This window comes from Corynebacterium sp. (genome assembly GCF_030532195.1).
Classification (GTDB): domain Bacteria; phylum Actinomycetota; class Actinomycetes; order Mycobacteriales; family Mycobacteriaceae; genus Corynebacterium.
Window position 1 is genome coordinate 25241 of record NZ_JAUNLP010000004.1, and the last position, 14489, is coordinate 39729.

General features: G+C 57.0%; 13 protein-coding genes. All 13 read left to right on the forward strand.

The genetic code is table 11. The features are described 5' to 3' along the window. Positions 1-136 precede the first annotated feature (136 nt). Entirely contained in the window at positions 137-835 is a 699-nt protein-coding gene (locus Q4E11_RS05495) for a type 1 glutamine amidotransferase (RefSeq protein WP_303164284.1), read from the forward strand. A gap of 272 nt (positions 836-1107) precedes the next feature. Next, positions 1108-2646, forward strand: a complete 1539-nt coding sequence (locus Q4E11_RS05500; RefSeq protein WP_303164286.1) for an FAD-binding protein — start codon at positions 1108-1110, stop codon at positions 2644-2646. Positions 2647-2683: 37 nt separating this feature from the next. Beyond that, positions 2684-3988 (forward strand): cyclopropane-fatty-acyl-phospholipid synthase family protein, encoded by a 1305-nt coding sequence (locus Q4E11_RS05505; protein ID WP_303164288.1) that lies wholly within the window; start codon positions 2684-2686, stop codon positions 3986-3988. Between the two features lie 37 nt (positions 3989-4025). Continuing rightward, complete coding sequence (locus Q4E11_RS05510; protein ID WP_303164290.1) at positions 4026-4382, forward strand: hypothetical protein; 357 nt, start codon at positions 4026-4028, stop codon at positions 4380-4382. Between the two features lie 280 nt (positions 4383-4662). Further along, positions 4663-6348 carry a cytosine permease gene (locus Q4E11_RS05515; RefSeq protein ID WP_303164291.1) on the forward strand — a complete coding sequence of 562 codons (1686 nt, stop codon included), beginning with the start codon at positions 4663-4665 and terminating at the stop codon, positions 6346-6348. A gap of 400 nt (positions 6349-6748) precedes the next feature. Next, complete coding sequence (gene rpsL, locus Q4E11_RS05520) at positions 6749-7120, forward strand: 30S ribosomal protein S12 (protein WP_303164292.1); 372 nt, start codon at positions 6749-6751, stop codon at positions 7118-7120. 3 nt (positions 7121-7123) lie between these two features. Beyond that, on the forward strand, positions 7124-7594 hold the full coding sequence (rpsG, locus tag Q4E11_RS05525) for a 30S ribosomal protein S7 (protein WP_303164294.1): 471 nt from the start codon (positions 7124-7126) through the stop codon (positions 7592-7594). Between the two features lie 302 nt (positions 7595-7896). Next, the gene (fusA, locus tag Q4E11_RS05530) at positions 7897-10029 is read left to right on the forward strand and encodes an elongation factor G (RefSeq protein WP_303164295.1); all 2133 of its coding nucleotides are present in this window, start codon (positions 7897-7899) and stop codon (positions 10027-10029) included. Between the two features lie 465 nt (positions 10030-10494). Then, a complete protein-coding gene (gene tuf, locus Q4E11_RS05535; RefSeq protein ID WP_303164297.1) occupies positions 10495-11685 on the forward strand; it encodes an elongation factor Tu in 1191 nt (396 codons plus the stop codon). 839 nt (positions 11686-12524) lie between these two features. Further along, the gene (gene rpsJ, locus Q4E11_RS05540; RefSeq protein WP_003938093.1) at positions 12525-12830 is read left to right on the forward strand and encodes a 30S ribosomal protein S10; all 306 of its coding nucleotides are present in this window, start codon (positions 12525-12527) and stop codon (positions 12828-12830) included. Between the two features lie 31 nt (positions 12831-12861). Next, positions 12862-13518 carry a 50S ribosomal protein L3 gene (gene rplC / locus Q4E11_RS05545; protein WP_303164304.1) on the forward strand — a complete coding sequence of 219 codons (657 nt, stop codon included), beginning with the start codon at positions 12862-12864 and terminating at the stop codon, positions 13516-13518. After that, complete coding sequence (rplD, locus tag Q4E11_RS05550) at positions 13515-14162, forward strand: 50S ribosomal protein L4 (RefSeq protein ID WP_303164305.1); 648 nt, start codon at positions 13515-13517, stop codon at positions 14160-14162. Before rplC ends, rplD begins: the two co-directional genes overlap by 4 nt. Continuing rightward, positions 14162-14467, forward strand: a complete 306-nt coding sequence (gene rplW / locus Q4E11_RS05555) for a 50S ribosomal protein L23 (RefSeq protein WP_303164306.1) — start codon at positions 14162-14164, stop codon at positions 14465-14467. The genes rplD and rplW overlap by 1 nt, the downstream gene beginning before the upstream one ends. Positions 14468-14489: the final 22 nt, after the last annotated feature.

A 14489-nucleotide genomic window follows, 5' to 3' on the forward strand; every position in this document is an offset into this window, starting at 1 on the left:
CAGAAGCGAATTGTACGCATGGCACATCGGAAATATTTACCTACATAAACGGCTATGCAAATGCGTAATAGGAGCGTAAAGTTGCCAGTACGCCCGTACTGTATCCGAGCGGAAATCTCCATCGAAGGTGCCTCGCATGACTGATATCACCGTCATTCAACCCGATCCGACAGTCCCCATCGCCCGCATTGCAACCTGGCTCGATGACCTCGGTGCAACGTACCGCACGTGCCGACTATTCGAAGAATCCGTACCAGCACTCACCGACTGTGGGCATGGCATTATCGTGCTCGGTGGTGCAATGGACGCGCTTAGCGAAGTGACGGCACCGTGGCTTCCGGCTCTTCGCATTTTGCTTCACGACGCCCACGCCAACCATGTCCCTGTCATTGGTATCTGTCTCGGGCATCAAATCATTGCCGATTGCTTTGGCGGAACTGTGACAGTGTCCGCCCCCGGTCAGGGCCAAGAAGGTGCAGCAATTGTACAGCTGACCTCGGAAGGGGAGCAGGACCCGCTCCTTGGAGTGCTGCCTCGGTGCTTTGACGTGGCGGAATCGCACTTTGATGCCGTGACCTCGCTGCCGCCGGATGCGCAGCTGTTAGCCACTGGTGAGCGGTGTCCTGTTCAGGCATTTCGGCTGGGGAGCATTGTAGGCGTGCAGTTTCATCCCGAAGCTACGCCGGAGCTAGTGGAGCAGTGGTCAAAAACGAACGGTACAGATTCAGCTGCAATTGCCGCCAGAACGAGGGCCGTCGACAGTCGTATTGATGCCAATGGGCGCGCATTGATCTCTGCTTTTGTTCAGCAGCTGTGTGTAGCGGAATTAGCATAAATGCGTTCTGCCAAACAAATTTGAGTGGACCTTTACGACGAAAAAAACGAAAAACCGTAATGAAAACCATATTCGCGCCCCTTTTAAGGGGTGGCTGAGTGGGCTGCTAAGGGTACCCATACCCAGTTATATATCTAGACGTAAATCCCCTTATCAGTCCGTGTATTTCGCCGTCGTAAGTCGGCGCGGGGCTCGGTTAGTTGTAAACGGGAGTCAAAAGTCCCATCAATTCGCATAGAAATTCCCTGAGACATGCGGTTACGGTATTCCTCATGGCTCATCAACAGACTCCTGGGGTTGGCAGTGTTCCACGTCTAGTTGGAAAAGTAGCTTCCGCGGCGGCGCAAATTGCACCGGGACGAGGAATTGACCCGGTGCCAGTGGAGCCCGTCGGTTGGTTTGTGCACGAGCAAGGCGTGCAGCGACTAGTCGACAGCTTCCCTGCTATTCCTGTTGACCAGCGAGTCCGATTGGCAAAGAGCACGTCTAACCTGTTTCGCACTCGAAGCCACACCGATGTCCCCGGCCTCGACGTCAGCGGTCTCGGTGGGGTAGTGGCTGTCGATCCGGTGGCAAAGACTGCGGATGTGCAGGGTATGTGTACCTATGAAGATCTGGTAGATGCCACCCTGCCTTATGACCTGATGCCTTTCGTCGTGCCGGAGTTGAAGACCATTACGCTTGGTGGCGCGGTCACCGGCATGGGCGTCGAATCCACGGCCTTCCGCAACGGCTTGCCACATGAGTCCGTTATCGAGATGGATGTTCTCACCGGCACTGGTGAGGTAGTTACCTGCTCGCGCACCCAAAACGTGGATCTCTTCCGTGGCTTTCCCAACTCCTACGGTTCGCTCGGATATGTTGTCCGGCTGAAAATTGAACTTGAAGAAGTGCTCCCGTACGTGGAGTTGCGGCATATTCGGTATCACTCTGCCGCTGACGCGGCTAACGCGCTGGCGAGTATCGCCGTCGAAAAGCAGTACCAAGGCGAACCTGTTCACTTTCTTGACGGCGTTGCGTTTTCGCCCGATGAAATCTACCTTGTGCTGGGGCGAAAGACGGACGAAGAGGGGCCCGTTTCGGACTACACGCGTGACAGGATTTACTACCGATCGCTGCAGCACCCATCGGGAGTTACTCGCGATCGTCTGAAGATTCGCGATTACATCTGGCGCTGGGACGTCGATTGGTTCTGGTGCTCCCGCGCATTCGGCACGCAAAACCCAACTGTTCGCGCTATGTGGCCACGCGAGCTGAAGCGTTCTTCCTTCTATTGGAAGCTCGTTGGGCTGGACAAAAAATACGACATTGAAAACAGGATGAAGGCTCGCAAGGGGCTGCCGCGAAATGAGCGTGTCGTCCAGGATATTGAGGTCACTGTCGATCACCTCGCTGAATTCTTGGAGTGGTTCTTCCAGGCCAGCGATATTCAGCCGGTGTGGATGTGCCCAATTCGCCTGCGCGAAGGCTCCGAGGAATTGATTGGCACCGGCGACAAGCTGGCCGACAGCGACAGCCCTTGGCCGCTTTACCCACTGGAACCCGATACGACCTGGGTCAATGTCGGGTTCTGGTCGGCGGTGCCCATTAACCATGTCCCCGGTGATACGCGCCCCGGGGCATTTAACCGAGTCATTGAAGAGAAAGTCAGTGACTTGGGTGGGCACAAGTCGCTGTACTCCGAGGCCTTCTATTCCCCAGAGCAGTTCGCGGAGCTCTATGGCGGAAGTTTGCCCGATGAGCTCAAGGCCATTTATGACCCCAACTCGCGGTTTCCGCGGCTCTATGACAAGACTGTCATCGGTGCCTAATAACAACTTCAACTTTTAAATACGTAAAGGAATCACCATGGCATTTACTCCAATGACCGTTGCGGAGATTTTCGAAACCTTCATCGATACGTCGGAGAATCCACTGCCACTGCGTCTGACGGCCTTCGACGGCTCCGCTGCCGGTCCTGAGGATGCGAAGGTCGGCATTAACGTTCGCTCGCGCGATGCGCTGAATTACATCGTGACGCACTTGCGTGACGACGTCGGCTTCGGTCGCGCATTTGTTACCGGTGAAATGGAACTGACCCGGGTCCGCCTGGGGCACCCCATCGAAGCATTCGAGGCTTTGATGAAGTTGCATGACCAATTTGTCATTCCATCCCCAACCACCCTGGCCAAGGTGGTCCGTTCCCTGCGCGCAATGGGGCTGCCGTACGTCCCGGAGATTCCAGAGATTGAGCGCACCGCGTGGTGGAAGAAGCGCCTCCAAAACGGTCTGGCACGGCACTCGAAGGAGCGCGACGCCGATTCGATTTCATCGCATTACGACGTCAGTAACGAATTCTACGAGTTTCTCCTCGGCCCTTCGATGACGTACACCTGCGCTTACTACCCGCATGAAGATGCCACGTTGGAAGAGGCGCAGGAGAACAAGTACCGCTTGATCTTTGACAAGCTGCGCCTCAAGGAGGGTGACAGGCTTCTCGACGTCGGTTGCGGCTGGGGCGGCATGGTCCGCTATGCCGCAAAGCGCGGTGTCAAGGCCATTGGCGTCACGCTGTCGGAGCAGCAGGCGCAGTGGGCGCAGGCCAAGATTAAAGAAGATGGCCTGGATGGCCTCGCTGAAGTTCGTTTCCAGGACTACCGCGATGTCGCCGAGGAGGGCTTCGACGCCATTTCCGCAATTGGCCTGCTCGAGCACATTGGTGTCCAGAATTACCCGAGCTTCTTCGGATTCCTCTACGGCAAGCTGAAGGAGGGCGGTCTGATGCTGAACCACTGCATCACCTACTGGGATAACCACCGCACTCGCAAGGGCACGTTCATCGACCGCTACATCTTCCCGGATGGTGAGCTGACAGGCGTCGGCACAATCATGCATGCAATGCAGGATCAGGGCTTTGAAATGATTGACCAGCAGAACCTGCGCTTTGACTACGCTCGTACGCTCTACGACTGGTGTGAAAACCTGGAGGGCGACTGGGGTAAGGCCGTCGAACTGGTTGGTGAGCAAACCGCAAAGCTGTGGGGCATGTACATGGCGGGCTCGGAGTACAACTTCCGCCACAACGCAATTCAGCTCCACCAGGTCCTCGGCGTCAAGCCGCTTCCCGACGGCTCCCGCGGCGATGTCCCAGAGCGCCAGTGGTGGCAGGACTAGGTACGAACTCTAGGCTTGTCAGTTGGCCTAATGGGATATGGGTGAGCGAAAACTAAGGGTAATTGCACTATCGGCACTATCGGCGACTGTTGGGTTAGTTGCGCTTGGTGGCTGTGGGGGACGGGGACAGGCAAACCAGCAGGCCGATAGTGGCATTGCTCATACGCAGCCTGGCGATACTGCAGCGTCGGTGCCGGCATCGGCATCGACGTCGGACACGGTGGATACAAACGGCAGAAAACCCGACGAGCCGATTCTGGGTGCAGTAGGTGCAGATGGCACCTGCGATGAGAGCGTTATCGCAATTGAACATGAAAAGCCGACCGCGCACATCGATGTTGAAGCAGATGGCCGAGTGGGGCGTGCCGGGCACTGCGTCATTGTTGTGAATTAGGGCTGAAGCCGGGGCGGGGGCAATTAGCCGGGGCGGGGGCAATTCACGATTGTGATATTGGTATAGCTAGCCAGCCGAGTATTTGTGCTGTTTACCAGCGAAAAGACAATGCTTCTTCATGGGTAAATAGATAACACCGTCTACCCCTATATACGGAAATAGGTAAATAAATACCTTGTGCTGAAAAATGAGGCGGACTATATCTGGTTTTACAGCAATCAAGTGCTGACTTACCAATCGTGGTGAAGCCATCACCGCGAACCGACCTCAGGGGTATTTCATGACGACCACAATGGCCGATACACAGCAGGGAAAACGGCAGGCAGAAAATCATGGGTCGTCATCAAAGCTGGGTGACGACTATCCACTCCGGTTTGCACCGAGGCATTACCGAACGTGGACACCGGCGGCAGTCGCGGGCTCTGCCCTAGGTGGCATGGCCTACCTAGCTGACTTTTCTATCGGTGCCGGAATTGGCATCGCACACGGAACAACAAATGCAATTGGTGGCATCCTGATTGCCGCCGTGTTGATCTTCGTCTCCAGCGCGCCACTGGCGATCTACGCTGCAAAGTTCAACCTGGATTTGGATCTCATCACCCGCGGCTCCGGCTTCGGGTACTACGGTTCCGTTATTACCAACGTCATCTTCGCCAGCTTCACGTTCATCTTCTTCGCCACCGAAGGTGCAATCATGGCCCAAGGTCTCAGGCTCGGGCTAGGTGTGCCGCTGTGGTTGGGGTACTTGGTCAGCGTGCTCATCATCATCCCAGTGGTGGTGTTTGGCATGAAGACACTGCAAAAAATGCAAACGCTTACCAATCCGCTCTGGTTAGTGATGATGGTGCTACCGCTGGTCTATCTCGTCGTAAAGCACCCTGATTCGATTGATAATTTTCTGTCCTATCAGGGGCAATCCGATGGCCCTAGTTTTGCGGCGATGATGGCTTCAGTTGGTGTGTGTTTGGCGCTGGCGGCGCAGATTGCAGAGGATATTGACTACATTCGTTTCATGCCTCCGAAGACCGGTGAAAATGCGAAGTCGTGGTGGGCGTCAGTTGTTTTGGCAGGGCCAGGCTGGGTAATTTTCGGTGCGACGAAGCAGATACTCGGAGTCTTCCTAGCTGTCTACATGCTGGCCACGGTGGGCGGAAGTGCGACGGAAGCGGTGGAGCCAGTTCATCAGTTCATGACGGTGTATCGCGAAATGGTGCCAACTTGGTTGGCAGTCGCGCTGGCGGTCGTACTGGTGGTGATGAGTCAGATTAAGATCAACGCCACCAATGCCTACTCCGGCTCGCTGGCGTGGACGAACGCCTATACGCGTGTGGCAAAGACTTATCCGGGGCGCGTAATTTTCGTCTTCGTCAACCTTGGTATTTCGCTTGCGCTTATGGAGTTTGACATGTTCTCCATGCTCAACGCCGTTCTGGGCTTCTACTCAAACCTTGCAATTGCGTGGATTTTCACAGTGGCGACAGATATTGCCATTAATAAATGGGTGCTGAAGATTTCGCCGATTTACCCGGACTACCGCCGCGGTATGATTCATGACTTCAACCCCGTCGGCATTACCTCGCTGACGGCCTCGGCGGTAATCTCGATTGCAATGTACTTCGGTGCATTCGGGGAAAACCTTGCTCCGTATTCGGCGTTGGCCGCAGCAGTCATTGCTTTCGTCGTCACGCCTGAGGTGGCTATTCTTACTCGCGGTCGTTACTACAGGCGCCGCTATGACGACGGCATCGAGGTGCCGCTCTTTGATGAGCACGGTAATCCCTCGGCTGAGGCCTTCACCTGTGTTGTTACTGGTGAGTCGGTTGAGCGCCCGGATGTCATCCGCTCGGCGGAGCTGGCTGAGGATGGCTCGACGCAATATATCTCCTCACTCGCGCTGACAATGGACCGTGAAGGCCGGCATGTCATGCCCGCGCAGTCCCGCTCGCAGCGAGTGAAACGTATGTGACGCCAGTGGTGGGAGAGACGGCGCGGTGAGGCGCGCCGTGCTTTTCGACGAAAATTTGCGTGCGAACCTAGATTGTTACGAAAGTGGCCAAAATTTTTACGCTGTTACCAGGGTGTTTGGAGTAAAGCCCCTGCTCGCGTACTGTTATACAACGATCCCAGAAAAGAATTGGGAACTTGAGACATTACCCAGTAGGCCAGCGAGAGCGGCTGACTGGGTTTCGCACGTTCAAAATCCCTCCGCTTTTCCCGCGTTTGACCGATGGGCTCACCACTGGATGAGTAATAACTTTTCCTGTGAAGCGTTCTATAGGAGCGTTCACATGGAAGGTGGTTACTCCGCTGCGGTTGGCATCGGGCGCGAGATTCTCTAGCGGCGAGAAATAGAAGAAAGAGGCTTCATGCCCACTATTCAGCAGCTGGTCCGCAAGGGCCGCCATGACAAGAAGGCAAAGGTTGCAACCGCAGCTCTGAAGGGTTCCCCTCAGCGCCGCGGCGTTTGCACCCGCGTGTACACCACCACCCCGAAGAAGCCGAACTCGGCTCTTCGTAAGGTTGCCCGTGTGCGTCTGACTTCCGGCATGGAAGTTTCCGCATACATTCCGGGTGAGGGCCACAACCTGCAGGAGCACTCCATGGTGCTCGTGCGCGGTGGTCGTGTGAAGGACCTCCCGGGTGTCCGCTACAAGATCGTCCGTGGTTCCCTCGACACCCAGGGTGTCAAGGACCGCAAGCAGGCTCGTTCCCGCTACGGCGCAAAGAAGGAGAAGTAAACCATGCCACGTAAGGGCCCAGTTCAGAAGCGTCCTGTCGTCAATGACCCGGTCTACGGCTCCCCGCTGGTGTCGCAGCTGATCAACAAGGTTCTCATCGACGGTAAGAAGTCGACCGCTGAGCGCATCGTCTACGGTGCACTCAAGATGTGCGAAGAGAAGACCGGCACCGACCCGGTGCTGACTCTCAAGCGCGCAATCGAGAACGTCAAGCCGGCACTCGAGGTTCGTTCCCGCCGTGTCGGTGGCGCCACCTACCAGGTTCCGGTCGAGGTTCGTCCGGGCCGCGGTACCACCCTGGCACTGCGCTGGCTGCTGATGTTCTCCCGTCAGCGTCGTGAGAACACCATGACCGAGCGTCTCGCAAACGAGATTCTCGATGCATCCAACGGCCTGGGTGCATCCGTGAAGCGTCGCGAGGACACTCACAAGATGGCGGAAGCAAACCGCGCATTCGCTCACTACCGCTGGTAATCGCTTGTCGACGGGGGCCGCGGATGGTCACCGTCGTCAACGTACCGCCGGTATGTCATCGGCGCGCGTCGGTCGCGGTCCACAGATCTGTTACGGGTCACGTAAATTAAGGGCCAGCCCGGCGCTAACACCCGATATCTTGCGTAAAATTTACGCCAAGGGTGTACGTCATGGCGCGACTTAACGCCAAGACGGTGGCATTATAGATAAAGCAAACCCGACCGACGGCGGAATAGAAGGTCAATCGCAATCCCGCGATTGAATCTCGCCGCCAAACCGATTTGAAACGAGTGGGGAATCAAGTGGCTGAAGGTGCACTTCCCGTTAAGAAGGACCTCCACAAGGTCCGCAACATCGGCATCATGGCGCACATCGATGCTGGTAAGACGACTACGACCGAGCGCATCCTGTACTACACGGGTATCAACCGCAAGGTTGGCGAGACTCACGATGGTGGCGCTACCACCGACTGGATGGAGCAGGAGAAGGAGCGCGGTATTACCATTACCTCCGCTGCTGTGACCTGTTTCTGGAACGACAACCAGATCAACATCATCGATACCCCGGGTCACGTCGACTTCACCGTTGAGGTTGAGCGTTCCCTGCGTGTTCTCGACGGTGCCGTCGCAGTCTTCGACGGTAAGGAGGGTGTCGAGCCGCAGTCCGAGCAGGTTTGGCGTCAGGCTCAGAAGTACGATGTCCCGCGTATTTGCTTCGTCAACAAGATGGACAAGCTGGGCGCTAACTTCGAGTACACCGTTGGCACCATCGTTGACCGCCTGGGTGCAAAGCCATTGGTTATGCAGCTGCCGATCGGCGCTGAGGATGACTTTGATGGCGTTGTCGACCTGCTGGAAATGAAGGCTCTGGTCTGGCCGGGCAAGGTCGAGATTGGCACCCCGCCGCAGGTTCAGGAGATTCCGGCTGAGCTGGCTGACAAGGCAGCTGAGTACCGTGAGAAGCTCATTGAGACCGTCGCTGAGTCCGACGAAGCGCTCATGGACAAGTACTTCGGTGGCGAAGAGCTGACCATGGACGAGATCAAGGGTGCCATCCGCAAGATGGTTATCAACTCCGAGATCTACCCGGTCTACTGTGGTTCTGCCTACAAGAACAAGGGCATTGAGCCACTGCTCGATGCTGTTATTGACTTCCTGCCGACCCCGCTGGACATCGGCGAGGTTCACGGTCACCAGATGGGTGACGAGGAAGTCGAGATGGTTCGTAAGCCGTCCAAGGATGAGCCGTTCTCCGCTCTCGCATTCAAGATCGCTGCTCACCCGTTCTTCGGTAAGCTGACCTTCGTCCGCGTTTACTCCGGTCGTGTGGAGCCGGGCCAGCAGGTCCTGAACTCCACCAAGGACAAGAAGGAGCGCATCGGTAAGCTGTTCCAGATGCACGCCAACAAGGAGAACCCTGTTGACGAGGCAGTGGCTGGTAACATCTACGCATTCATCGGTCTGAAGGACACCACCACCGGTGACACCCTGTGTGCACAGGACGCCCCGGTTGTGCTTGAGTCCATGAGCTTCCCGGATCCGGTTATCTCCGTTGCTATCGAGCCGAAGTCCAAGGCTGACCAGGAGAAGCTGGGTACCGCAATTCAGCGTCTGGCTGAAGAGGACCCGACCTTCACCGTCCACCTGGATGAGGAAACCGGCCAGACCGTCATCGGCGGTATGGGCGAGCTCCACCTCGACGTCCTGGTTGACCGCATGAAGCGCGAGTTCAAGGTCGAAGCAAATATTGGTAACCCGCAGGTTGCCTACCGCGAGACCATCCGCAAGCCGGTCGAGAAGTTCGAGTACACCCACAAGAAGCAGACCGGTGGTTCGGGTCAGTTCGCCCGCGTCATCATTGCTCTTGAGCCGTACAGCCCGTCTGCTGACGAGGTTGAAGAGGGCGAGTCCACCACTTACAAGTTCGTCAACGAGGTCACCGGTGGCCGCGTTCCGAAGGAATACATCCCGTCCGTCGACGCTGGTATTCAGGACGCAATGCAGTACGGTACCGTCGCTGGCTACCCGCTGGTGAACATCAAGGCAACCCTGCTTGATGGTGCTTACCACGAGGTTGACTCCTCCGAAATGGCCTTCAAGATTGCTGGTCAGCAGGCTCTGAAGGAAGCTGTCCAGAAGGCAAAGCCGGTCCTGCTCGAGCCGATGATGGCCGTTGAGGTCATTACTCCGGAAGAGTACATGGGTGAGGTCATCGGTGACATCAACTCTCGCCGTGGCCAGGTCAACTCCATGGAAGACCGCACCGGTGTCAAGGCTGTCAAGGCTCTGGTTCCGCTGTCCGAGATGTTCGGTTACGTTGGCGACCTGCGTTCCAAGACTCAGGGCCGTGCAAACTACACCATGATCTTCGACTCCTACGCTGAGGTTCCGTCCTCCGTGGCTGAAGAGATTATCGCTGCTCGTACCGGCGCTTAATAACCGCTTAACGACGCGGCAACCGGGCGAGGAGGTGCCCTCTAGGCGCTGCCTCGCCCGCCGATGCATACTGCATTGCGCAGTGAATACCCCAGTAGCTTGAGCTGTGCTAGAGCTTCGGCATTAGCACAGCAAAGCCATCGGGGGTAACTGCTCGCAATTTATATCGTCCGCCATTGCTGAATTGTTGTTCAGCGAAGCGCTATATACGCAGGTAGAAGACGATATGAGTTGCTGGCCGTTACCCACCCTTGACTAGGGGGTTGGTCTGGTTTGGAAAACTCCAGTATCCTGCCCTAGTATCGAGTAACTGGCACAGTGAAAGAACAGTGCTCTCTTGCGCGCGCGCTGCTTTTGGCCATAGGCAAACAGCTGATTGGCTAACGCGGAGCGAAGGCGAATAGAGTGCCCACAAAATTGTGGCTGCGAGAGTCGTGGCCACCTAGACCTCCAGGAGGACTAAAAGTGGCAAAGGCGAAGTTCGAGCGTACGAAGCCGCACGTCAACATCGGTACCATTGGTCACGTTGACCACGGTAAGACCACCACCACCGCCGCTATCACCAAGGTTCTGGCTGACAAGTACCCGGAACTGAACGAGTCGTTCGCTTACGATGCCATCGATAAGGCACCGGAAGAGAAGGAACGTGGCATTACCATCAACGTTTCCCACGTTGAGTACCAGACGGAGAAGCGCCACTACGCTCACGTCGATGCCCCGGGCCACGCCGACTACATCAAGAACATGATCACTGGTGCTGCTCAGATGGACGGCGCAATCCTGGTTGTTGCTGCTACTGATGGCCCGATGCCGCAGACTCGCGAGCACGTTCTGCTGGCTCGCCAGGTCGGCGTTCCGTACATCCTCGTTGCTCTGAACAAGTGCGACATGGTCGACGACGAAGAGATCATCGAGCTCGTCGAGATGGAGGTCCGCGAGCTTCTGGCTGAGCAGGACTACGACGAGGAAGCTCCGATTGTTCACATCTCCGCTCTGAAGGCTCTTGAGGGCGAAGAGAAGTGGGTCAACTCCATCCTCGAGCTGATGGACGCCTGCGACGAGAACATCCCGGATCCGGTCCGCGAGACCGACAAGCCGTTCCTGATGCCGATTGAGGACATCTTCACCATTACCGGTCGCGGCACCGTTGCTACCGGTCGTGTTGAGCGCGGTACCCTGAACGTTAACGACGAGGTCGAGATTCTGGGCATCAAGGAGAAGTCCCAGAAGACCACCGTTACCGGTATCGAGATGTTCCGTAAGCTGCTGGATTCCGCTGAGGCTGGCGACAACTGCGGTCTGCTGCTGCGCGGTATCAAGCGTGAGGACATCGAGCGCGGTCAGATCGTTGCTAAGCCGGGCGCTTACACCCCGCACACCGAGTTCGAGGGCTCCGTCTACATCCTGTCCAAGGATGAGGGCGGCCGTCACACCCCGTTCTTCAACAACTACCGTCCGCAGTTCTACTTCCGCACCACCGACGTTACCGGTGTTGTGACCCTGCCGGAGGGTACCGAGATGGTCATGCCGGGCGACAACGTTGACATGGCTGTCAAGCTGATCCAGCCGGTCGCTATGGACGAGGGCCTGCGCTTCGCTATCCGCGAGGGTGGCCGCACCGTCGGCGCTGGCCGCGTCACCAAGATCGTTAAGTAAGAGAGTTTTCCCACGGTAGGGAATAGCCTCTTATAGGTCATAAGAATCCCGACCCCGCTCATGCGGAGTCGGGATTTTTGTATTCTCAGAACTTTGTAGTAATTCGGCGCTTTGCGCAATCGAATTATTAGCCTCTCGGGTTGTCGGGCTGATTGTGCTCGCAGAGGGGGAGCCACACACCAAGTGGGCGCTTGGTAAATGCCGTCGCTGTGTTTTAGTCATTCGTGGGCGGTGGGGGACGGGGGTTATCGTTTAGATGAACTACATCTAACTCCTGGGGGAGCGGTTCTCCTGGACATCGTAAAGCATAGGTATACACAACTTTTGTGATGTGGCTATCACTTTGGGGGAGCGACTTTACATTTATGTGGTTGACGTGTTTAAATACGGAGGTTGCTTTAACAAAGGCGTTTGAAGCCAGTTGTTGTACGAGGCCCAGTGGGAACCGGTACGAAATTGGTTGGGCGTCGATGGTAAGGCGAGCATGACCACGTAAGGAAGTGAAGTTCCCAATCGTGCCTCACGGAAAAATCGGGCGACACGCCCGACCGCGGGGGTCGGAGGTGGCATGGCAAATAAACAGCGGCAGTAGGTGAATTCAAGGGCCCCACGAGGGGGACTTGTTCTCCACTGGGATTTGAGTGTAAAGGCGTTATGCGTCCGCTCGGGTCATGGCCAATGTGAGTTTGCCATGGCTATCGAAGATGCAATCGCTTTGAAGTAATGCACAACCCAGTTTTAGTTTCTGGCGCTGGCCATAGTTAACCGACGGCGTCGAGAAACATTGACAGGGTCGACGCCCCTTTGATTGGGGCGCGCCGACCGAGGAGAGGACAAGCGTGGCCGGACAGAAGATCCGCATCAGGCTCAAGGCCTACGACCACGAGGCTATCGACGCTTCTGCGCGAAAGATCGTGGAGACCGTTACCCGTACGGGTGCACGCGTCGTTGGCCCAGTGCCGTTGCCAACCGAAAAGAACGTTTACTGTGTCATCCGTTCGCCGCACAAGTACAAGGACTCGCGCGAGCACTTCGAGATGCGCACTCACAAGCGTCTGATCGACATTCTCGATCCAACGCCGAAGACTGTTGATGCGCTCATGCGCATTGACCTTCCGGCAAGTGTCGATGTGAACATTCAGTGATCCTGGACTTTTGGTAGCGGAGACAAGATAAATGAGTGAAAACGAGATCAAGGGCATCCTGGGCACGAAGCTCGGTATGACTCAGATCTTCGACGAGGATAACCGCGTTGTTCCGGTTACCGTCGTTGAGGCTGGGCCGTGCGTTGTGACTCAGGTGCGCACTAAGGAAACCGACGGCTACGACGCCGTCCAGATCGCATTCGGCGAAATTGACCCGCGCAAGGTCAACAAGCCGCAGGCCGGCCACTTCAAGAAGGCCGGCGTGACCCCGCGTCGTCACAGCGTTGAGATTCGCACCCCGGACGCTTCCTCTTACGAGGTTGGCCAGACCGTTGGTGTCGACATCTTCGGCGATATCGAGTACGTCGACGTCACTGGCACCACCAAGGGCCACGGCTTCGCCGGTGGTATGAAGCGCCACGGCTTTGCTGGTCAGGGCGCTGCTCACGGTAACCAGGCCGCTCACCGCCGCGTCGGTGGCATTGGCGCCTGCGCCACCCCTGGACGTATTTTCAAGGGCAAGCGCATGGCAGGCCGTATGGGTAACGACCGGGTCACAACCCAGAACCTGAAGATCCAGAAGGTTGACGCTGACGCGAACCTGCTGCTCATAAAGGGCGCAGTTCCGGGTGCACGCGGCGGCCTGCTGGTTGTTAAGACTGCCACGAAGGGTGGTGCTCACGCATGACCAACCTCAAGCTAGACGTACACACCGCTGACGGCGGCGTGAACGGTTCGGTTGAGCTTCCTGCTTCCGTGTTCGACGCGGAGGTGTCCATCGCCCTGATGCACCAGGTTGTTGTCGCACAGCGTGCAGCAGCTCGCCAGGGTACTCACAAGGTCAAGACTCGCGGCGAGGTTCGCGGTGGTGGCCGTAAGCCATGGCGCCAGAAGGGCACCGGTCGCGCTCGTCAGGGCTCGATTCGCGCTCCTCACTGGACCGGCGGTGGCATTGTCCACGGTCCGGTGCCGCGTGACTACTCTCAGCGCACCCCGAAGAAGATGGTTGCAGCTGCTCTGCGCGGCGCACTGTCTGACCGTGCTCGCCACGACCGTATCCACGTTGTCGAGGAACTGGTCCCGGGCCAGACCCCGTCCACCAAGGCTGCACGCTCCTTCGTTGAGCGTCTGACCGAGCGCCGCAGCGTTCTCGTCGTTCTGCCGCGCGAGGATGTTAACTCGTGGAAGTCCGTCCGCAACCTGCCGGGCGTGCACATCCTTCCACAGGACCAGCTGAACACCTACGACGTTCTGAAGGCCGATGACGTCATCTTCGCCGTCCAGGCTCTGAATGACTTCATCGCTCGTACTGCCGGTAAGGAGGAGAAGTAATGGCTACCATCGCAGATCCCCGCGACGTAATCGTTGCACCGGTTGTGTCTGAGAAGTCCTACGGACTCATGGAGCAGGGCGTTTACACGTTCCTGGTTCACCCTGACGCTAACAAGACCCAGATCAAGATCGCGGTCCAGGAGATTTTCGGTGTCAAGGTCGCTTCCGTCAACACCCTCAACCGTGAGGGCAAGCGCAAGCGTTCCCGCACCGGCTACGGCAAGCGCAAGAACACCAAGCGCGCCTACGTGACTCTCGCGGCCGGCAGCGATCCCATCGACATCTTCGGCGGTTCGGCAGCGTAGCCGCTAGCCGACGAGGAAGTTA

What these genes read in the sequence shown, in the direction of transcription:
- rplC (WP_303164304.1), top strand. Translation starts at nt 12,862, where the DNA reads ATGAGTGAAAACGAGATCAAGGGCATCCTGGGCACGAAGCTCGGTATG.
- Q4E11_RS05510 (WP_303164290.1), top strand. Translation starts at nt 4,026, where the DNA reads ATGGGTGAGCGAAAACTAAGGGTAATTGCACTATCGGCACTATCGGCG.
- Q4E11_RS05495 (WP_303164284.1), top strand. Translation starts at nt 137, where the DNA reads ATGACTGATATCACCGTCATTCAACCCGATCCGACAGTCCCCATCGCC.
- Q4E11_RS05500 (WP_303164286.1), top strand. Translation starts at nt 1,108, where the DNA reads ATGGCTCATCAACAGACTCCTGGGGTTGGCAGTGTTCCACGTCTAGTT.
- rplD (WP_303164305.1), top strand. Translation starts at nt 13,515, where the DNA reads ATGACCAACCTCAAGCTAGACGTACACACCGCTGACGGCGGCGTGAAC.
- rpsG (WP_303164294.1), top strand. Translation starts at nt 7,124, where the DNA reads ATGCCACGTAAGGGCCCAGTTCAGAAGCGTCCTGTCGTCAATGACCCG.
- Q4E11_RS05505 (WP_303164288.1), top strand. Translation starts at nt 2,684, where the DNA reads ATGGCATTTACTCCAATGACCGTTGCGGAGATTTTCGAAACCTTCATC.
- rpsL (WP_303164292.1), top strand. Translation starts at nt 6,749, where the DNA reads ATGCCCACTATTCAGCAGCTGGTCCGCAAGGGCCGCCATGACAAGAAG.
- Q4E11_RS05515 (WP_303164291.1), top strand. Translation starts at nt 4,663, where the DNA reads ATGACGACCACAATGGCCGATACACAGCAGGGAAAACGGCAGGCAGAA.
- rplW (WP_303164306.1), top strand. Translation starts at nt 14,162, where the DNA reads ATGGCTACCATCGCAGATCCCCGCGACGTAATCGTTGCACCGGTTGTG.